Origin of the sequence: Kitasatospora fiedleri (genome assembly GCF_948472415.1) — a bacterium.
In the GTDB taxonomy this organism is placed as follows: domain Bacteria; phylum Actinomycetota; class Actinomycetes; order Streptomycetales; family Streptomycetaceae; genus Kitasatospora; species Kitasatospora fiedleri.
Genome location: NZ_OX419519.1, coordinates 1118588 through 1138124 on the forward strand (window position 1 = coordinate 1118588; position 19537 = coordinate 1138124).

At 71.9% G+C, this 19537-nt stretch carries 9 protein-coding genes and 3 pseudogenes; 6 read left to right on the forward strand and 6 right to left on the reverse strand.

Annotated elements, in window-relative coordinates:
- Positions 1 to 130 precede the first annotated feature (130 nt).
- On the forward strand, positions 131 to 1219 hold the full coding sequence (locus tag QMQ26_RS05485) for a hypothetical protein (RefSeq protein ID WP_282204949.1): 1089 nt from the start codon (positions 131 to 133) through the stop codon (positions 1217 to 1219).
- A gap of 239 nt (positions 1220 to 1458) precedes the next feature.
- Here the strand turns inward: QMQ26_RS05485 and QMQ26_RS05490 are convergent, their stop codons facing one another.
- The 3 genes from QMQ26_RS05490 to QMQ26_RS05500 form a co-directional block, all read right to left on the reverse strand.
- Entirely contained in the window at positions 1459 to 2349 is an 891-nt protein-coding gene (locus tag QMQ26_RS05490; RefSeq protein WP_100835109.1) for a Gfo/Idh/MocA family protein, read from the reverse strand.
- 5 nt (positions 2350 to 2354) lie between these two features.
- Positions 2355 to 3059 carry an O-methyltransferase gene (locus QMQ26_RS05495; RefSeq protein ID WP_282204950.1) on the reverse strand — a complete coding sequence of 235 codons (705 nt, stop codon included), beginning with the start codon at positions 3057 to 3059 and terminating at the stop codon, positions 2355 to 2357.
- Between the two features lie 177 nt (positions 3060 to 3236).
- Positions 3237 to 3911 carry a DedA family protein gene (locus tag QMQ26_RS05500; RefSeq protein ID WP_282204951.1) on the reverse strand — a complete coding sequence of 225 codons (675 nt, stop codon included), beginning with the start codon at positions 3909 to 3911 and terminating at the stop codon, positions 3237 to 3239.
- A gap of 334 nt (positions 3912 to 4245) precedes the next feature.
- Here QMQ26_RS05500 and QMQ26_RS05505 point away from each other — a divergent pair.
- Positions 4246 to 5204: pseudogene (locus QMQ26_RS05505) on the forward strand (aldo/keto reductase).
- Here the strand turns inward: QMQ26_RS05505 and QMQ26_RS05510 are convergent.
- The 3 genes and pseudogenes from QMQ26_RS05510 to QMQ26_RS05520 form a co-directional block, all read right to left on the reverse strand.
- Positions 5194 to 6020, reverse strand: a pseudogene (locus tag QMQ26_RS05510) (alpha/beta fold hydrolase). The pseudogenes QMQ26_RS05505 and QMQ26_RS05510 sit on opposite strands and share 11 nt — an antisense overlap.
- Before the next feature lie 260 nt (positions 6021 to 6280).
- Positions 6281 to 7486 carry a PP2C family protein-serine/threonine phosphatase gene (locus QMQ26_RS05515; protein ID WP_282204952.1) on the reverse strand — a complete coding sequence of 402 codons (1206 nt, stop codon included), beginning with the start codon at positions 7484 to 7486 and terminating at the stop codon, positions 6281 to 6283.
- Positions 7483 to 9215, reverse strand: a pseudogene (locus QMQ26_RS05520) (sensor histidine kinase). Before QMQ26_RS05520 ends, QMQ26_RS05515 begins: the two are co-directional and overlap by 4 nt.
- A 112-nt stretch (positions 9216 to 9327) precedes the next feature.
- Between QMQ26_RS05520 and QMQ26_RS05525 the strand changes: the two are divergent.
- The 4 genes from QMQ26_RS05525 to QMQ26_RS05540 all read left to right on the forward strand — a co-directional run bounded on the left by QMQ26_RS05525 (position 9328) and on the right by QMQ26_RS05540 (position 19137).
- A complete protein-coding gene (locus tag QMQ26_RS05525) occupies positions 9328 to 10089 on the forward strand; it encodes a response regulator (protein WP_282204953.1) in 762 nt (253 codons plus the stop codon).
- A gap of 196 nt (positions 10090 to 10285) precedes the next feature.
- Complete coding sequence (locus QMQ26_RS05530) at positions 10286 to 10945, forward strand: hypothetical protein (protein WP_282204954.1); 660 nt, start codon at positions 10286 to 10288, stop codon at positions 10943 to 10945.
- Between the two features lie 1338 nt (positions 10946 to 12283).
- Positions 12284 to 16336, forward strand: coding sequence for a LamG-like jellyroll fold domain-containing protein (locus tag QMQ26_RS05535; RefSeq protein WP_282204955.1), 4053 nt, complete (start codon positions 12284 to 12286; stop codon positions 16334 to 16336).
- 92 nt (positions 16337 to 16428) lie between these two features.
- Positions 16429 to 19137, forward strand: a complete 2709-nt coding sequence (locus tag QMQ26_RS05540) for a hypothetical protein (RefSeq protein ID WP_282204956.1) — start codon at positions 16429 to 16431, stop codon at positions 19135 to 19137.
- Positions 19138 to 19537: the final 400 nt, after the last annotated feature.

Consider the following 19537-nt stretch of genomic DNA (forward strand, 5'->3'; position numbering starts at 1 on the left):
GCGGACGGACGAACGAACGGTCAGACGGACGGGCGGTCAGGCGGCGTCCCCCGCGATGCTTTCACGCCGCGCCCGACCGCCCCGGCAGGGCCGCGCCCTCCGGCGGCCGGGCTACCGCCACAATGACCGCATGAGAGTGATCTTCACGCTGGCCGGGGCGGCGCTGCTGCTGACGACGGCGGCCGGCATCCTGCGGACCCTGGTGGTGCCGCGCGGGCTGTACTCGGCCCTGGTGATCCGGCTGTGGTCGGTGCTGCGCCGGGTGCTGCGGACGGTCGCGGCGCCGTTCGGCGGTTACCGGGCGATCGACCGGGCGCAGACCTGGCTGGCGCCGCTGATCCTGCTGGGGATGCTGGGCTGCTGGCTGGCGTCCACGCTGCTCGCGTACACCCTGCTGCTGCAGGGGACGTCCGGACTGCCGTGGCGGGTGGCGTTCCGGGAGGCCGGGTCGAGCCTGTTCACGCTGGGTTTCGCCAGCGGCGACCGGCTGCACCTGTCGGTGATCGACTTCCTGGCGGCGGCCAACGGCCCGCTGATCATCGCGCTGCTGATCGCCTACCTGCCGACGCTCTACGGGGCGTACAACCGGCGGGAGTTGGAGGTGACGCTGCTGCAGTCCCGGGCGGGCGAGCCGGCCTGGGGGCCGGAACTGCTGGCCCGGCAGGCGCTGGTGCGCACCGAGAGCGGGCTGCCGCAGCTGTACCGGGACTGGGAGCGGCTGGCCGCGGACCTCGGCGAGGGCCACTCCAACTACCCGGTGCTGATCTCGTTCCGCTCCCCGCAGCCGTACCGCAGCTGGGTGGTCGGCCTGATCGCGGTGATGGACGCGGCCGCGATGCAACTGGCGCTCGCCCCGCGCTCCGCCCCGCCCGAGGCCCGCCTGCTGCTGCGCGCTGGGTTCACCGCGCTGCGCGACATCGCCACGGCGCTGCGCATCCCGTTCGACCCGGACCCGGACCCGGACGGTCAGATCCGGCTGACGTACGCCGAGTTCGACGCCGCGGCGGCCCTGGTCGCCGCGTCGGGCATGCCCCTGGAGCGGACGGTCGCCGAAGCCTGGCCGCACTTCCGCGGCTGGCGGGTCAACTACGAGGCCGTCGCCTACGAACTGGCCCGCCGCGCCGACGCCGTCCCCGCCCTCTGGACCGGCCCGCGCGACTTCCCCGCCACCCCGATCCCACCCCGCCGCCCCGCCGACCGCCGCCCCACCGGCCCCTGACCCGACCCGACCCGACCTGACCCGACCCGACCCGACCCGACCCGACCTGGCCTGGCCCGGCCTGACCTCAGCTGACCTGTCCGGCCCGACCCGGAACTGGCCCGTCCCGCGCACCGGGGCACCTCCGGAAAGCACGGACGCCACGGAAAGCACGGGCACCGCAGATGCCCCGGCGCAGGCGGAAGGGGAGCGCTCCGAGTCGCGGTGACCCCGGAGCGCTCCCCCGTCGGACTCGCCGACTAGCGGCCGCCGCGCAGCAGTTGTTCCTCCGCGGTGGCCAGGACCTCCACCACCTGGCGGCCGAAGCCGATGTCGCAGGGATGCGGGTCGCCGGTCTTCGCCGCGGTGAGGAGGGCGTCCAGGGCGCGGGCGAAGGCGGCGGTGGGGTGTTCGTCGCGGTGGGGGAGGGTGGTGACGCCGGAGGTGCCGCGCAGTTCGACCGCGACGCCGTGGGCGGAGGCGGCGGGCGGGGCGGTCAGGCTGAGGGTGACGGTGCTGGAGGCGCCGCCGCGGTGGCGGAGCACCAGGTGGGTGGTGTCGCCGGGGCCGGGGGCGGCGGTCAGCCGGTCGACCTCGCCGAGGACCGGCAGCAGGACGGACAGGGCGTGCGGGCCGACGTCCCAGAGCGCGCCCTTCTGCTGGCGCCAGGGGGAGGCGGCGTAGGGGCTGTCGGTGGTGAAGACCGAGCCGATCCAGTGGCAGTGGGCGGTGAACCAGCCGTCCTGGGCGGCCTGTTCGGTGATCCACTCCTCCTGGACGGTGCCGAACCGGGTGGTGAAGAAGACCACCGAGGCGACGCCGGACGCGGCCACCGCGTCCTCGACGGCGCGGGCGGCGTCGACCGTCGCGGCGACCGGCTTGTCGAGCAGCAGGTGCTTGCCGGCCTGCGCGGCCCGGGCCGCGTACTCGGCCTGCACGTCCGGCGGGAGGGCGATCGCGACCGCGTCGACGTCGGCCAGCAGGGCGTCCACCGTCGGGTAGGTCGGGACGCCGTGCACGGCGGCGAGTTCGGCGGCGGCCTCGGGGCGGCGGCCCCAGAGTCCGGCGAAGGTGACGTCGGGATGGGCGGCGAGGGCGGGGGCGTGCACGAAGCCCGCCCAGGGGCCGGTGCCGAGGAGTCCGATGCGCATGGTGCTCAGTCTTCCACTGCGGCGTCGGCGACCCGGATCAGGGTGAACCCGTCGTACCCCTTGGCCCCGACGGTCTGCACGGTGGTGGCGTCCAGCCGCTTGTCGCCCGCGAGCAGCTCGTGCATCCGCCGCACGCCGCGCACCGCCTCGTCCGTGCTGTCGGGGTCGGCGAGCTTCCCGCCGCGCACCACGTTGTCGACCACCATCACCGCGCCGGGCCGGGCCAGGGCCAGGGCGGCCTCGACGTAGTGCGGGATGTTGGCCTTGTCGGCGTCGATGAAGAAGAAGTCGTACGGTCCGGCGCCCTGGTCGATCAGCTGCGCCAGGCTGTCGCGGGCCGGGCCGACCCGGACCTCGACCTGGTCGGCCAGGCCGGCCCGGTCGAGGTTGGCGGTGGCCACGGCGGCGTGCGCCGGGTCGATCTCCAGGGTGGTCAGGGTGCCGCCGACGGGCAGGGCGCGGGCCAGCCAGATGGTGCTGTAGCCGGCCAGCGTGCCGATCTCCAGGATGCGCCGGGCGCCCTGGGTCAGGGCCAGCAGGTGCAGCAGTTTGCCCTGGTTGGCGGCCACCGCGATCTGCGGCAGCCCGGCCTCGTCGGCCGCCGCGAGCGCCGCGTCCAGCACCTCGTCCGGCCCGATCAGCCGCTCCTGGGCGTACGCGTCCACCGCGGTCCACACCTGCGGGTCGTTCTGCTGCATGCTCTTCCCCATCCCTTCCCCACCTCCGTGATCGGGCCGTGATCGGCTCGCGGGTGCGACCCTACTCCGCCGCGTCCCGGCCCCGGCACGACCCGGCCCCGGCCTCAGCGTGTCCCGGAACACGCCGGGGCCGCCGCGCCCGGCGAGGGGTGCGGCGGCCCGGGTGAGGTGCGGGGCTCTGCGGGGGGGTCAGTCGGTGGCTTCGGCGAAGGTCTCGGCGAGCGGTTCGCCGCTCTTGCCGCCGGACTGCTCCGGGTGCTCGGCGCGGGACTTCTTCGCCTTCCCCTTGAGCACCAGCGCCGACCCGGCACCGAACAGCACGGCCGCGCCGAGCCCGATGTACGAGGCGCCCTGGAGGTACTTCTCGGCGACCTTGCCGACCTGGTAGACCAGCAGCGTGGTGCCGCCCGCCCAGACCACGCCGCCCAGCACGTTGGCGATCAGGAACTTCCAGTACGGCATCCGCAGGGTGCCGGCCAGCGGGCCCGCGAAGATCCGCAGCAGGGCGACGAACCGGCCGAAGAACACCGCCCACATGCCCCAGCGCTGGAACTGCCGCTCGGCGGTGGCCAGGTGGTCGGGCCCGAAGTGCTTGGGGAACTTCCGGCCCAGCCGGTCGAACAGCGGTCGGCCGCCCTTGTGCCCGATCGCGTAGCCGATCGAGTCGCCGATGATCGCGCCCGCGATCGCGCAGAGCGCCACGCCCCACGGGCTGACCGTGCCCTTGGCGGCCAGCAGCGCGGCGGTGACCAGGGCGATCTCGCCGGGCAGCGGGATGCCCAGGCTCTCCAGACCGATGATCAGGCCGATGATCGCGTACACCAGGGTCGGTGGGACGTCGTTGATCCATTGGTCGACGTGCAAGGCGGAGTACCTCCGTCTGGGCAGGACAAGGCCGTCGACACGTCGTACGGCACAGTCGTACGGCACACAGGAAAATTTCAGTAAAGAACCAGCCGGGTCAGCCTATCCGCTCCCGCACACCGCGCCGAGTGCCTCCTCCCGGCCCCGGCCCGGCCGCCTCCCCCGCAGGTGCCGTACACCGGAACCAACGCGGCGCGCCGAGCCGTTCGTTCCCGTCCCGGATGTGAGATCACTCAACGTCCGCGGCCCTGTCGGGGCCCTCCGGTGCGGGCCCATACTCCGTCACCTGACCGCCGTGGCACCGGCCGCGGCACACCGACGGCAGGGGGACGACATGACCGCGCACGCCTCGGCGGCGGGCGACTGGCAGCTCGGCGACCGGCGGGTGAACCGGCTCGGCTACGGCGCGATGCGGCTGACCGGCAACGGGATGCACGGCAACTCCGACGGGCCTCCGATCGACCGGGCGGCGGCCGTCCGGCTGCTGCACACCGCGTTCGAGCACGGCGTGGACCACGTCGACACCGCCGCGTTCTACTTCTCGCCGCTGCGCTCCGCGAACGGGCTGATCGGCCGGGCGCTGGCCGGCTGGCCCGGCGCCGACCGGATCACCGTGGCCACCAAGGTCGGCCCCGGCCGCACCCCCGACGGCGCCTGGTACACCATGGCCCGGCCCGAACAGCTGCGCGCCCAGGTCGAGGAGAACCTGCGCCAGCTGGGCACCGACCACCTCGACCTGGTCAACCTGCGCCGCAACGGACCGGACGCGGAGTCCGTCGCCGAGCACTTCGGCGCGCTCGCCGACCTGCGGCGGGCCGGGCTGATCCGGCACCTGGGCCTGTCGAACGCCCGCCCCGAGCACGTCCACCAGGCCCGGGCGATCGCCCCCGTGGTGTGCGTGCAGAACTCCTACGGCCTGGACCGTCGGCTCGCCGACGACAACGGGCTGCTCGACCTGTGCCGGGGCCTGGGCATCGCCTTCGTCCCGTTCTTCGCCATCTCCGGCCGGGCCCGGGAGGGCGCGCCCGCCGCCGAGCGGGACGCCCGGGTGCGCGCCGTCGCCGCCGCGCACGGCGCCACCCCGCCCAGGTCCGCCTCGCCTGGACGCTGCACCGCGGTCCGCACGTGCTGGCCATCCCCGGCACCTCGAACCCCGCCCACCTGGCCGAGAACCTCGACGCCGGGGCGCTGCGCCTGACCGCCGAGCAGCTCGCCCTGCTGGACGGCCAGGACGGCCAGGACGGGCCGGACGGGCCGGACGGCCAGGCGCCCGGCCCGGGCGTCAGGACGTGAGGAAGTCGAGCAGGTCCTGGTTGAACCGCTCCTTGTCGCCGGGCACCAGCGCGATGCCGTGTGAGCCGCCCTCGTAGACCTTGAGGACCGCGCCGGGGACGAGTGCGGCAGTCTTGCGGCCGGTGGCGTCGATCGGGACGACCTGGTCGTCGTCGCCGTGGACGACCAGCAGCGGGATGTCGAACTTCTCCAGGTCGGCGTGGAAGTCGGTGTGCGCGAACGCGTCCACGCAGGCCACGGCGCCCTCGATGGTCTCGGCCATGCCCATGTACCAGAAGGCGTCCTTGTTGCCCTCGGTGGCCTTGCTGCCGGGCCGGTCCGCGGAGAAGAAGCCGACCGCGGTGTCCTTCCAGAACTGCGAGCGCTCCTTGAGGATGCCCGCCTTGATGCCGTCGAAGACGGACTGCGGCACGCCCTCGGGGTTGTCGGGGCCCTGGAGCATCAGCGGCGGGATCGCGGAGAGCAGCACCGCGGAGCGAATCCGGGCGGTGCCGTGCCGGCCGATGTAGCGGGCCAGCTCGCCGCCGCCCATCGAGTGCGCCACCAGCGTGACGTCGCGCAGGTCGAGGCTGGTGAGCAGGTCGTTCAGGTCGTCGGCGAAGGTGTCGAAGTCGTAGCCGTCGTACACCGGGGTGGAGCGGCCGTGGCCGCGCCGGTCGTGGGCGATGGCGCGGAAGCCCGCGTCGGCGACGGCCTTCAGCTGGTCCTGCCAGGCGTCGCCGTTCAGCGGCCAGCCGTGGATGAAGACGACCGGTCGGCCGTTCCCCAGTCCTTGTAAAAGATCTCCACACCGTCGCGGGTCGTGCAAACAGGCATGAGTGTCTCCGATCCGGGGCCAGGCGGCGCCGGTCGGCCAGTCCTGGCGGGGAGGGGTGGGTCGGGTGCGCCGGTCCGGCCGGGGTCGGCGGGACGGCGTCACCTCGACCATTCAAGGCACAGTCCGGGGCCCCGCGCACCCGGGCCGGGCCCGCGCCCGAGCCCGAGCCCGGGCCGCGCGCCGGCCGGTGGTCGCGGCGGCCCGGTCAGTGGTCGCGGCCCGGCCGGCGGTCGCGGCCCGGTCAGTGGTCGCTGCCCGGTCAGTGGTCGCTGCCCCAGGCGAGGTGGAGGACGGCGAGGTCGTCGGTGTGCCGGCCGGCGTTCAGGGTCTGGGCCTGTTCGATGAGCCGGTCGATCCGGGCGGCCGGGTCGGCGGGGTCGGCGGCGGCGGTGGTGCCGATCAGGGCGAGGAGTCCGTCGACCTGGAGCCGCCGTCCGGTGCCGCCGTTGTGCCCCTCGACCAGCCCGTCGGTGTAGATGGTCAGGGAGCCGCTGTCGGGGAGCGGGACGGTGGTGTGCGGCCACTGCCGCAGCCCCGGCAGGATGCCGAGGGCGATGCCGTGGGCGGCGGTCAGCTCCCGGGTGCCTTCGGCGGTGGTGAGCAGGGGTTCGTGGTGGCCGGCCAGGTGGAGCGTCGCGGTGCGGTTCTCCTGGTCGAGGGTGAGCAGGGTGCAGGTGGCGAAGAGCGAGGTGTTGTCGCGTTCGGCGACCAGCACCCGTTCCATCAGGTGCAGCAGGTCCTCGCCCCGGTGGCCGCCGAGGATCAGCGAGCGCCAGGCGATCCGGAGCAGGACGCCGAGGGCCGCGGCGTCCCGGCCGTGCCCGCTGACGTCGCCGACGACGGCGTGCAGCAGGCCGTCGTCGCCCTCGACCACGTCGAGGAAGTCGCCGCCGAGCAGCGCCATGGGGGCGCCGGGCAGGTAACGGCTGGTCACCTTGACCTTGGAGGTGCCCAGGATCGGCGGCGGGAGCAGGCCGCGCTCCAGCCGGGCGTTCTCCTCGGCGCGCAGCCGCCCGGCCTCGGCCTGGATGCTGGCGCGCTCGGTGCGGCTGCGGTAGACGGCGTAGCGCAGCGAGCGGCGCAGCAGTTCGGCCTCGACCTTGCCCTTGACCAGGTAGTCCTGGGCGCCGGCGGCCATCGCCTCGGTGCCGGCCCGGTCCTCGGACAGGCCGGTGAGGACGATGACGGCGCTGTGCGGCGCGAGTTCGCGCACGGCGGTGACGGCGGCGGTGCCGGAGACGTCGGGCAGGTGCAGGTCGAGCAGGATGCAGTCGATCCGCTGCTCGGCCAGGGCGGCCCGGGCGGCGGCGAGGGTGGTGCGGACGGTGAGTTCGAAGGGCATCCCGGTGTCGTGCAGGAGTTCCTCGACCAGGATGGCGTCCGCCTCGTCGTCCTCGATCAGCAGGACGCGGTAGGCCGGTTCGTCGGGGTCGCTGCGGGGCGGGCTGGTGACGGTGGACGTCATCGCGTTTCCCGCCCTGGATCGGCGTCGGCGGTGTCCGTCGCGGCAGCGGTCTCCGTCCCGTCGGGGGCGTGCGCGACAGCGGCGGGGCGCGTCGCGGCGGCGGGGTACGTCGCGGCGGCGGTCTCCGTCACGGGGACGGCGGGGAACTCCGCCTCCTCGGGGTTCTCCGTCCCGGCGGGGATCGCGGGCGGCTCCGGGGAGATGCTGAAGGCGATCCGGGCGCCCTCGCGGTGGTACGGGTCGACGGCGATCGTCCCGCCGTGGAACTCGACGATCTTCTTGCACATGGCCAGGCCGATGCCGCTGCCCGCGTAGGCGTCCTTGGTGTGCAGGCGCTGGAAGATCACGAACACCTTGACGGCGAACTCCGGGGGATGCCGATGCCGTTGTCGGTGACGGCGAAGTGCCACAGCTCGTCGCGCTGTTCGGCCGAGACGTGGATGCGCGGGGCGATGCCGGGGCGGCGGAACTTGACGGCGTTGCCGATCAGGTTCTGCCAGAGCATCCCCATCTGGGTGAGGTCGGCGAACAGGGTGGGCAGCGGGTCGTGGGTGATCTCCGCGCCCGACTCCGCGATGCTGTCGCTGAGCACGTCCAGGGTGCGCTCCAGCACCTTCTCCAGGTCGACGTCCTGGTGGTTGCGGTGCACCCGGCCGACCCGGGAGAAGTCCAGCAGGTCGTTGATCAGGACCTGCATGCGGTTGGCGCCGTCGACCGCGAAGTCGATGTACTGGTCCGCCCGGGCGTCGAGTTGGCCGCCGTAGCGGCGCTGGAGCAGCTGGGTGAAGCTGGAGACCTTGCGCAGCGGCTCCTGGAGGTCGTGCGAGGCGACGTAGGCGAACTGCTCCAACTCGGCGTTGGAGCGCTGGAGGTCGGCGGCCTGGGCGTCCAGGCGCAGGCGGGCCTGCTCGGTGAACGCCAGCTCCCGCACCAGCCGTCGGCGCATGGAGTCGATCTCGGCGCTGAGGCGGCGCAGGTCGGCGGGGCCGCTGCCGACGATGGAGTGATCGAAGTCACCCGCGGCGATCCGGCGGGCGTCCGCGCCGAGCCGCTCCAGCGGGTCGGTGATGCCGCGGCGCAGTCCTTCGAAGACCAGCACGGTCAGCACGGCGATGACGACCGCGATCGCGGTGAACACCCAGTTGCGGACCCGGGTGGTGGCCAGCAGGTCGGCCCGGGCGGCGGCGCGGTCGGCCCGCAGGTGGTCCTGCTGGCGGGTCAGTTGGACCCGGATGCGGTCGAAGGCGGCCTTGCCCGCGTCGGCCGAGGCGGCGGCCTGCGGCACGGGCGCGCCGGGGGGCGCGGCGGCGATCGGCTCGGCGATCTGCTGCTGCCACTGCCCGACCGCGGCCTGGACCGCGGCGAGGTCGGCGAGCCCGGAGTCGTTGCCGTGCAGGAGGCCGAGCAGGGTGTCGGTGTGGGTCTTCTGGTCGACCAGGCCCTGCCGGTAGGGCTGGAGGAGCTCCGGGTTGCCGCTGAGGGCGTAGCCCCGGATGCCGGTCTCCTGGTTGAGCAGCACCGATTCCAGGCGGAACGCGGTGGACATGGCGGGCGAGCGGGTGTCCACCAGGTTCGTGCTGATGTCCTGGGTGCGCTCCAGCGCCCAGAACCCCGCGACACCCAGCAGTGCCAGGACGGCCAGGGACAGCGCGGCACCCACCCGCAGCCAGCGCCTGGTCGTCCACGTGGACAGCGAGCGTCCGCGAGTCGGCCTGCGGTCGTCGTGCATGGTGTGAGCCCCTCCGGGAAAGGCCGACCCGGAAGGGCGGCGCAGCACACTGTAGAGGCTGTCCGACAAGCGTTGTTGTCGAGGGGTGAAATCAGGGCCTATTGTTTCGACCATGCCTGGCAAGAACTTCGTGCTCCGCTCCACCCCGCAGGAGACGGCCGCGATCGCGGACGCCGCGGTGGCGCGGCTCGCACGGCGCCTGGTCGCCGAGCTGCTCCAGGAGAACGGCGGCGAGCTGAGGCAGGCCCTCAGCACGCTGCACGTCCTGAACCAGCTCCAGCAGGCCGCGGAACGCCTCCAGCGGGACGCGGCTGCGACCGCTGCCAGGGCAGGGGCCGGTTACCCCCAAATCGGCTCCGCATGCGGCATGACCCGCCAGGGGGCCCGGCAGCGTTGGCCCGGCCTCTACGACCATTCCGACGAAGCACCTACGGAGACCCCGACCATGACCAGCCCCGCCCGTGCCTTCGACGTGTTGCTGGTCGAGGACGACGTCGCCGACGCCATGCTCATCGAAGAGGCGCTGACCGAGCGTGGCACCCGGAACCTCGTCCAGGTCACCGACGGCCTCGCCGCGCTGGAGCACCTGCGCGACCCGGGCACCGTCCGACCCGACCTGATCGTCCTGGACCTCAACATGCCCCGGATGAACGGCCGCGACCTGCTCCGGGTCCTCAAGTCCGACGAGGACCTGCGCACCATCCCGGTCGTGGTCCTCACCACCTCCGCGGCCCCCGACGACGTCACCGGCGCGTACAGCAGCCACGCCAACGCCTACGTCACCAAGCCGGTCAACCTGGCGGAGTTCGAGCAGGCGGTGCAGAGCATCGACGCCTTCTACCTCGACACCGCCACCCGCCCGCCCCGCGACTGACCCGCGCCACCCCCGGCCGGGCCCACCACCACCGGTGCCCGGCCGGGGCTGCGCACTCCCCCGCGTCCCGCGCCGTACCGGCCGCCTGCGGGTCACCGCGCCGCCGGGTCCCCGCCGCGCCGCGGCGGGACGGCTGCTGGTAGCGTCGCCATCTTCGCCGGACGCCCCGGCGGAGTACCCCTCGGCAGGGACCGGCATGACGACCGCGCAACAGCGCCTGCACCACGCCCTGGACGCCCTCGACCGCACCGCCCGCCCCGGACCGGCGGTCGGCGGCTGCGACCACTGCTACACCGCCGGGCAGTTGGCGGCCCTGGCCGGTCCGCCGGCCCTGGTGCCGAACGGTCTGCTGCACTCGGTGGCCGCCAAGAGCCCCGACCACTGGACGGACTTCCCGACCCTCTACCGGCGCCTCGCCCCGCGCATCCTGCGCCAGTTGACCACCGGCACCCTGGCCGTCGACGGCCCGCTGGTCGCCGACCGCCTGGTCGCCGCCGGCTGGCCGGACTGGCACCGCGCCGAACTCGTCCGGGAGGTCCTGGACGCCTGGTGGCCCGCGGCCCTGGCCGACCCGGGCGCGGACGCCGCCGAGGTGCTGGGCACCCTCGCCGTCGCCACCGGGACGGTCACCCCCTGGCTGCGCACCTGGGCCGAGACCCCCACCCCCACCGCGAACCGCCACCTCGCCGACACCCTCGACCGGTGGCTGACCTACGGCGAACTCCCCGACCTGCGCCTCGGCTTCCACCGCGACCTGCCGGTCGGCCCCGAGGTCGCCGCCTGGATCTCCGACCTCCCCCCGCACCGCATCGGCGAGGACCGACGGTACTGGCTGGAACTGGCCCTCCGGGACTGAGCCCCGGCCGCCGCCCCGGGGCCCCGCCCCGCCGGCAGGTCACCATCCTGTCAGGCCCCTGCCACGCTGCGGTGCGGCGGCTCCCGGTAGCGTCGCCATCTTCGCCGGATGTCCCGGCGGAGTACCCCTCGACGGAGACCGGCATGACGACCACGCAGCAGCTCCTGCCTCGCGCCCTCGACCGCACCGCTCTGCGAACGGCCCGTCGACTCCGAGTCCAGCGCCTGGCCGCACTCCCCTCCTGAGCCGAAGAGAGCGGGCACAGGCCGGATCGCCCTGCCTGACGGACGAGGTAGTCGCCCGGGCTGAACACGCCTGTACAGCAAGGAAGTCAGCGATCCGGCCGCCGTCGCCAGAGTGAAAAAATGGAAAAAAATCGCCCAAAAATCTCTCGATCTGGCTTTCTCGCAGGCTTGTTGAGTCACCGTCAGCACATGAAGGAGCATGCGAGTGAGGCGATTGACTCGTGGATGTCGGGGGCACCGCGCTGGAAAATAACGGCCAAAACCTGACGGCAGGTCAGTTCTTGACAGATGTTTTTGCTGTCGCAACCCTTTTCCCCGAGAAGGCACTTGAACCAATTGCACCGTCGACCCGAATGACCGACGGCGAGCAGAGCGCCGCCGACCGGGGCGAGGGCATGGGTGATGCCGGAGACGTTTCTGCCAGTGGTGAATTTGGGCAGATGCCACCGCCGCAGACCAGGTGGTGCCTGCTGCCCGGCTCCTCACAGCTCCGCGTCCGGTCGACCCAGCAAGCCCGGCGACCGCTCCAACTGCGTGGGCAGGCCCGGAACAGTCGGCACCCACAACTCGTCATCGGCTAACCGCAATAGCACTCGACACGCCACTTGACACGACCTGGGGCGACTCGCCCGATATATTACCTATGCAGCTCCATGTCCAGATGCCCAATCACCGTAAAGAAAAGGGGTGTTGACAAACCATTAAGGATTAAATAAGGATCGTGCTCCGCTTGTGAGAAGCTCTATATCCATGGGGATGTGACGTGCGAGAGAGATTCGCGCGGAGACGGTTTGGGCGCGGTCTGACCGCTGCTCTGCTCTCCGCCGGGGTGGTGGCGGGGGCGGCCGGTATACCGGCAGTGGCTCCCGCGGTGGCGGCCGAGGAGGCCACGCCGGCGGTGAATCCGACGGTGTCGGTTCCGGCACAGGAGACGGCGGAGACGCTGGCGGTCGCGGAGGCGAAGCGGACCGGTAAGCCGGTGGAGGTCGATGCCCTGCGGCGCGAGAGTTCGGATGTCGTGGCGCAGCCGGACGGCCGGTTGGTGTCGACGACGTATGTGCAGCCGAAGCGGGTGCGTCGGGCCGGTGGCTGGGTGGATGTCGATCCGGCGCTGGCGGTGCTGGCGAGCGGTGCGGTGGCGCCGAAGGCGGCGACGGCGGACATCGAGTTCTCCGGTGGCGGCAGCGGGCAGCCGCTGGTGCGGATGTCGCGGGCCGGCAAGGAGTTGAAGCTCACCTGGCCGAAGGCGCTGCCGAAGCCGGTGCTGGACGGGGAGACGGCCGAGTACCGCTCGATCCTGCCGGACGTGGACCTCAAGCTGACCGCGTCGGCGACGGGCTTCAGCCAGGTCCTGGTGGTGCACACCCCCGAGGCCGCCAAGAACCCCGAACTCGCCTCACTGCGGCTGGGGTTGCAGGCTGACGGCCTGACGGTGAAGCAGGAGGGCGACGGTTCGCTGAAGGCGGTGGACTCCTCCGGCGGCGGCACGGTGTTCCAGGCGCCGGTGCCGGTGATGTGGGATTCCGCGACGGCGGCCGACGCCGCGCCGGCGTCCGCGTCCCCGTCGGCCGGTGCGTCGGCCGCGGCGAAGGCTCCGCTCGCGAAGTCGAAGTCCGCGGCCGCCCCCGCCGCCCCGGCCGCTTCCGAGGCCGAGCCCGGCACGGTGCCGGGCGAGGGCGCGAAGATGACCCGGCTGAAGGTGGATCTGCCCAAGGACTCGATGGTCCTGACGCCGGACCGGACCATGCTGGAGGACCCGTCCACGGTCTACCCGGTGATGATCGACCCGGCGTGGAACACCCCGAACGCGGCTGACTGGGCGGGCGTCTCGCGCGCGTACCCGAACCAGGCGTACTGGCACTTCACCTATACCTCCACCTACGTGCACGACTGGGGTGTGGGCTATTGCGGCGACACCTCGCGGTGTGCGCCGACGGACGTGAAGCGTGCGTTCTTCCAGGTCCCGAGCGGTTCGTTCGTGGGCAAGCAGATCCTCAGTGCGGAGTTCGGCACGTACGAGAGCCACTCGTACTCGTGTGACGCGCGCACGGTGGAGCTGTGGAACACCGGCTACATCGCCAAGGGCCTGAACTGGAACTCCCAGAACGCGTCCGGGTTCTGGAGCCGGCACTTGCAGGACATCAACACGGCCAAGGGCTGGAGCGGCAGCTGCCCGGGCGGCTGGCTGGAGTTCGGCGGTACCTCCGGTGCGGTCAAGGACCTGGTGCAGGACGCCGCGAACTGGGGCTGGTCCTCCATCACCTTCGGCCTCAAGGCGCAGAACGAGAGCGACACCCTGGCCTGGAAGCGGTTCACCGACGACGCGTTCCTGCGGGTCTACTACAACCTGCGCCCGAACCAGATGCCGATGGGCGACATGAACTCCACGCCCGGCGGCTCCTGCCAGTTCGAGCCGGTCGGCGTCAACCAGCTGCCGAAGGTGAACACGAAGGCCAGCGACCCGGACGGCGACGCGATCGGCGTGCAGTTCGCGGTCAACTGGGACGCAGGTGACGGCCTGCGCCGCCGCTGGTGGTCGACCGGCGCGGAGAACACCCCGCCCGCGTCCGACAGCTTCAAGGGCTCCGGATCGATCTTCTCCTACCAGCTGCCCGACTCCTTCCCGCACAACACCCGGCTGAGCTGGGAGGCCCGCGCCTGGGACGGCAACGCCTGGGGTCCGTGGTCCTCGGACGGCGACCCGACCGCCTGCTACTTCACCGTCGACACCGCCATCCCGGGCGGTCCGGAGATCACCTCCGCCTCCTACCCGGGCTCCGCCCAGCGCGACGCGGACCTGCCGCCGACCGACGGCGTCGGCCGGTACGCCTCCTTCACCCTGAAGGGCGGGTCCACCATCGCCAAGTACCGCTGGGCGATGGACGATTCGGCGTTCACCGAGCTGCCCACCACGGGCGGCGCCGCGCAGACCGTCAAGGTCCTCCTGCAGTCCCCCGGCGTGCACACCCTGACCGCGCAGACGGTCAACGGCGTCGGCACCGTCTCCCAGCCCGAGACGTACTCCTTCAAGGTCCTCAACGGGCAGGGTCAGCGCTCCGGTTGGTCGATGGACGGCAACCTGAACGGTTCCGGCGCGGAGATTCCGGCCACCCTCGGTTCGGGTGCCACCGCCGGTGCACCCGGCCACCTCGGCAGTGCGCTGTCGTTCAACGGGGACGCGCAGAGCGGTTACGCGCAGACCGACGCGGCGGTGCTCGACACCTCCAAGAGCTACTCCGCGTCCGCCTGGGTGAAGTTCGACGGCGCCGCGAGCAGCCGCATCGCGGTCAGCCAGAACGGCCAGAACTACTACGCGTTCACGCTCGGCGCGAACACGGTCGGCACCGAGAACCGCTGGACCTTCAAGGTCCAGAGCCTCGCCGGCGACTCCGACAGCACCACCTTCGCGGTGAGCGCGCCGACCGCGGCCCCGACCGGGCAGTGGACCCACCTGACCGGTGTGTACGACTCGGCGGCGAAGACCATCGTGCTGTACGTCAACGGCGCCAAGGCCGGCTCCACCAACGTCCCGTCGGCGCTGTGGGACGGGCACGGCTCGGTACAGATCGGCCGTGACCGCTGGAAGGGCCAGTGGTCCGCCGCGTGGCCCGGCGCCGTCGACGAGGTCAAGCTGTGGGACCGCCCGCTGAGCGCCGCCGAGGCCGCCAAGGTCGCCGCCGACCAGCCGGTCACCACCGGCACCCCGGCCAAGGCCGTCTGGCACCTCGACGAGAGCGCCTCCCCGGTGGTCGGCACGCCCGAGAGCGACGCGCTGACCGCCTACAACGGCCCGCAGGCCAACGCGACCGGCATCACCGGCCAGGCCGTCCACCTCGACGGAACGGACGACTACCTGCGCACCTCGCGTCCGCAGGTCGACGGCACCCGGGACTTCTCCGTCTCGGCCTGGGTGAAGCTGCCCAAGCTCGCCGACAGCGACACCGCCGCCCGGATCGCGATCAGCCAGATCGGCCAGCACAACAGCGAGTTCTCGCTGTACTACTCGGCCGCCTGGAAGCGCTGGTCCTTCGGCCGCTACAAGGAGGACACCGCCGTCGACACCCTGGTGCGCACCTGGCAGCCCGACTGCACCCCCGGCACCATGGTCGGCACCGTGCCGTGCTTCGCGGGCACCACCGGCGAGTGGACGCACCTGATCGGCGTCAACGACACCACCGCGAAGAAGACCCGCCTGTACATCAACGGCTACCTGGTCGGCGAGGCCGACTACACGCAGAACTCGCCGTGGGCCAACCCCGGCCCGCTGCAGATCGGCTCCGCCAACCGCGAGGGCGCCAACACCGAGTTCTTCGGCGGCGACATCGACGACGTCCGCGTCTTCGACCGGATCATCACGAACCCGGAAGCCACCGCGATGGCCCAGCAGCACCCGGTGCTGGCCGGCCGCTGGAAGCTCAACACCGCCACCTCCGGCACCACCCCCGACGAGAGCCAGGCCCACCGCAACGCGACCCTGGGCGGCGGTGCGTCCATCGACACCACCAGCATGGGCATGCTGATGACGCCGGGCTTCCTCCAACTGGACGGCACCGACGACTACGCCACCACCGCCGCCGCCCCGGTCCACACCAACCAGAGCTTCACGCTCGCCGGCTGGGTGAACACCCCGGGCACTCCCACCAAGGACATGACGGCGCTGTCCCTGAACGGTGCCAACAACAGCCCGGTCACGGTGCGCTGGCACTCCCTGGGCACGGACCCGACGGGGAAGCCCCTGGGTCAGTGGCAGGCCGAGCTCCGCACCACCGACGCCGCCACCGGCTTCACGCGCACCCTCGTGGCCCACACCCCGCAGGAATCACTGTGGGAGAACTGGGCCCACCTCGCGGTCAGTTACGACGCCTTCACCAGCCGGCTCGTGCTGTACGTCAACGGCGTGGCCGAGAACAACACCTGCGCCGACAGCGCCCCCGGCTGTGTGCCGAACGTCTCCTCCACCGGTGCCCCGCAGCCCTACGAGGCCACCGGCGGGCTGCAGTTCGGCCGCAACCGGGCCGGCGGCGCCTGGGGCGAGTACTTCTCCGGGCAGCTCGACGACGTCTGGTTGTACCAGGGCGTGCTGAGTCCCGACCAGGTCTACGCGCTCGCCAGCAGCCCGGACGAACCGGCGAACCCCAGCACCTGACCTCTCCTCCGATCCGGGCCGGGCAGCACCCAGCTGCCCGGCCCGTCGTCCCTTCACGCCCGGAAACGGGCCCGCACCCAAGGAAACCCATCGTGAGAACGGACAGGTCCGCCGAACGGCGGACCCGAGGAAGGGTCGCCGCCGCCGTCGCGGCCACCCTGGTGGGATCGCTGATACCCACCCTGTCACTGGCCTCGGCGGTCGCCGACACCTACCGGAAGCCGTCGGCCGTCTCCCCGGAGAAGCCGGTCAAGGGCCACGACACCAAGCCCAAGCCAGCCAAGGCCGACACCACCGTCAGCAAGACCGACGGCAAGAAGGGCAGCCTGCCCGGCCAGGGCAGTGCCACTCTCGACCTGCCCGGCGAGCGGGGCAAGGCGGTGAAGGCCGGCAAGCTGCCGGTCTCCCTCACCTCCTCCGGCGCGGCCGCCAAGGACGCCAAGGTCGAGGTGCTCGACCAGAGCGCGGCGGCCAGGGCCGGGATCAGCGGCCTGGTCCTCACCGTCGCGGGCGTGAGCGACAGCTCCGGCGTCAGCGTGGACTACTCGTCGTTCGCCCAGGCGGCGGGCTCCGGCTTCGGCTCGCGCCTGAAGCTGGTCCGACTGCCCGACTGCGCGCTCACCACGCCCGAGCTGCCCGAGTGCCGGGTGCAGACCCCGCTGCCGGGCGGCAACGACGTCGAGGCGCAGACCGTCAAGGCCGACGCGCTGACCGCCGCCACCGCCGGCTCCACCCGCCTCCAGGGCACGGGCGGCGCCGTCGTGCTCGGCGTCACCGCCGGGACGGCCGGGCCCAGCGGCGACTACAAGGCCACGCCGCTGTCCTCCGCGTCCTCGTGGTCGACCTCGCTCAACAGCGGGTCGTTCACCTGGTCCTACGACATGCCGCTGAGTCCCATGCCGGGCGCCCTGACGCCGAAGGTCGGCCTGTCGTACGACTCGGGTTCGATCGACGGGCGCACCGCGAACAGCAACAACCAGGCGTCCTGGGTGGGTGACGGCTTCGACCTGTCGCCCGGCTTCGTCGAGCGCTCCTACAAGGCGTGCGCGGACGACGGTGCCCCCAAGACCAACGGTTCCAACCCCGGTGACCTGTGCTGGGGCACCGACAACGCCACGATCAGCTTCGCCGGGCACTCCGGCGAGCTGATTCCCGTCTCCGCCGACGAGTGGCGCCTGAAGGACGACGATGCGACGAAGGTCGTCCGGGTCCGCGACACGGGTCGTGGCAACGGCGACAACGACGGTGAGTACTTCAAGGCCACCACCACTGACGGCACCGCTTATTACTTCGGCTACAACCGCCTGCCCAACTGGGCCAGCGGGAAGCCGGAGACGAAGTCGGTCTACACGGTGCCGGTGTTCGGCAACAACGCGGGCGAGCCGTGCAACGGCGCGAACTTCGACGCGTCGTGGTGCCAGCAGGGCTGGCGGTGGAACCTCGACCTGGTGGTCGACGCCCACGGCAACGACATCACCTACTGGTACACCCCCGAGACCAACAACTACAGCCGCAACCTCAAGACCGCCAACCGCACCCCCTACATCCGCGGCGGGCACCTCGACCACATCGAGTACGGCCAGCAGAAGACGGACCTCTACTCCGCGACCGTCAAGCCGATGGCCCGGGTGGAGTTCGGCACCGCCGAGCGCTGCCTGGAGAGCAACGCCGCTCTCTGCGCAGCGAATTCGATCGACACCAACCGGCAGTACTGGTACGACACCCCCTGGAACGAGAACTGCAAGGACGGCACCGACTGCACCACGCAGTTCTCGCCGACCTTCTTCACCCGCACCCGCCTGACCCAGGTCGTCGCCAAGACCCTCCAGGCAGGCGGCACCTACGCTCTGGTGGACACCTGGGACCTGACCCACAAGTGGGGCACCGCCGACTACGACTACCAGCTCCTGCTGGCCTCCATCACCCACACCGGCAACTCCGCCACACCCGCCGTCCCGCTGCCCCCCACCACCTTCGCCTACAAGCAAATGGCCAACCGGCTCGACAAGACCGGCGACGGACGCGCCCCCTTCATCAAGCAGCGCCTGGGCACCATCACCGACGAGATCGGCGGCCAGGTGGACGTCAACTACTCGGCCGCCCCATGCGACTGGGCCAGCCTGCCCACCCCGCAGACCAACACCACCCGCTGCTTCCCCCAGATGTACCAGGCCTCCGACGAGTCCCCGGTCACCACGGAGTGGTTCAACAAGTACGTCGTCGACGCGGTCATCCAGACCGACCGCACCGGCGGCGCACCCGACATGGTCACCCACTACAGCCTACCTCGGCGACGCCGCCTGGCACTTCGACGACGAGGACGGCCTGACCAAGGAGAAGCTCAAGACCTGGTCGCAGTGGCGCGGCTACGCCCACGTCCGCGTCCAGACCGGCGGCAGCGCCGCGATGTCCACCCAGGCCGACCACTTCTTCCTGCGCGGCATGGACGGCGACCGCAACAACCCCACCGACAAGAACAGCAAGCGCACCGTCACCGTCAACGACGGCCAGGGCACCACCCTGACCGACGACCAGGCCTGGGCCGGCTACGAGTACCGCACCGAACAGTACGACAAGCCCGACGGCGCGATCCTCAACAAGACCGTCAGCACCCCCTGGAAGAAGCAGACCGCCCAGCGCGTGCGCGACTGGGGCACCACCACCGCCAACCTCACCGGCACCAGCACCACCCGCACCTTCACCTCCCTCGACAAGGGCGCGGGCACCACCTGGCGCGAGACCCGCACCAACACCACCTTCGACGACTACGGCCGCCCGACGATGTTGGAGGAGCTCGGTGACAGTGGGCTAAGCGACGACGACACCTGTACCCGTGTTACCTACGCGGACAATACCGGCGCCTGGGTCCTCTCCGGTGTGATTCGCAAGGAGACCGTCGCGGCGAACTGCTCCGCGACCGTCGACCGCGACACCAAGGCCGACGGCACCTCCGCCGTGCTGTCGGACGTCCGCTACCGCTACGACGGCCAGGACTACGGCACCGCGCCCGTCAAGGGGGACGTCACACTCACCCACACGCTCAAGTCACGAACCGGAAGCAGCGCCACCTACCTGGACAGTGCCGCCACCCACGACACGTACGGCCGGCCCCTGACCGCCACGACCCTGGCGTCGACCACGGTCTTCGACACCACCGACGCGAGCAAGTCCACCACCACGGCCTCTTCGCTCGCCCGGACC

What these genes read in the sequence shown, in the direction of transcription:
- QMQ26_RS05490 (WP_100835109.1), bottom strand. Translation starts at nt 2,349, where the DNA reads ATGCGCATCGGACTCCTCGGCACCGGCCCCTGGGCGGGCTTCGTGCAC.
- QMQ26_RS05530 (WP_282204954.1), top strand. Translation starts at nt 10,286, where the DNA reads ATGACGACCGCGCAACAGCGCCTGCACCACGCCCTGGACGCCCTCGAC.
- QMQ26_RS05515 (WP_282204952.1), bottom strand. Translation starts at nt 7,486, where the DNA reads ATGACGTCCACCGTCACCAGCCCGCCCCGCAGCGACCCCGACGAACCG.
- QMQ26_RS05485 (WP_282204949.1), top strand. Translation starts at nt 131, where the DNA reads ATGAGAGTGATCTTCACGCTGGCCGGGGCGGCGCTGCTGCTGACGACG.
- QMQ26_RS05525 (WP_282204953.1), top strand. Translation starts at nt 9,328, where the DNA reads ATGCCTGGCAAGAACTTCGTGCTCCGCTCCACCCCGCAGGAGACGGCC.
- QMQ26_RS05495 (WP_282204950.1), bottom strand. Translation starts at nt 3,059, where the DNA reads ATGGGGAAGAGCATGCAGCAGAACGACCCGCAGGTGTGGACCGCGGTG.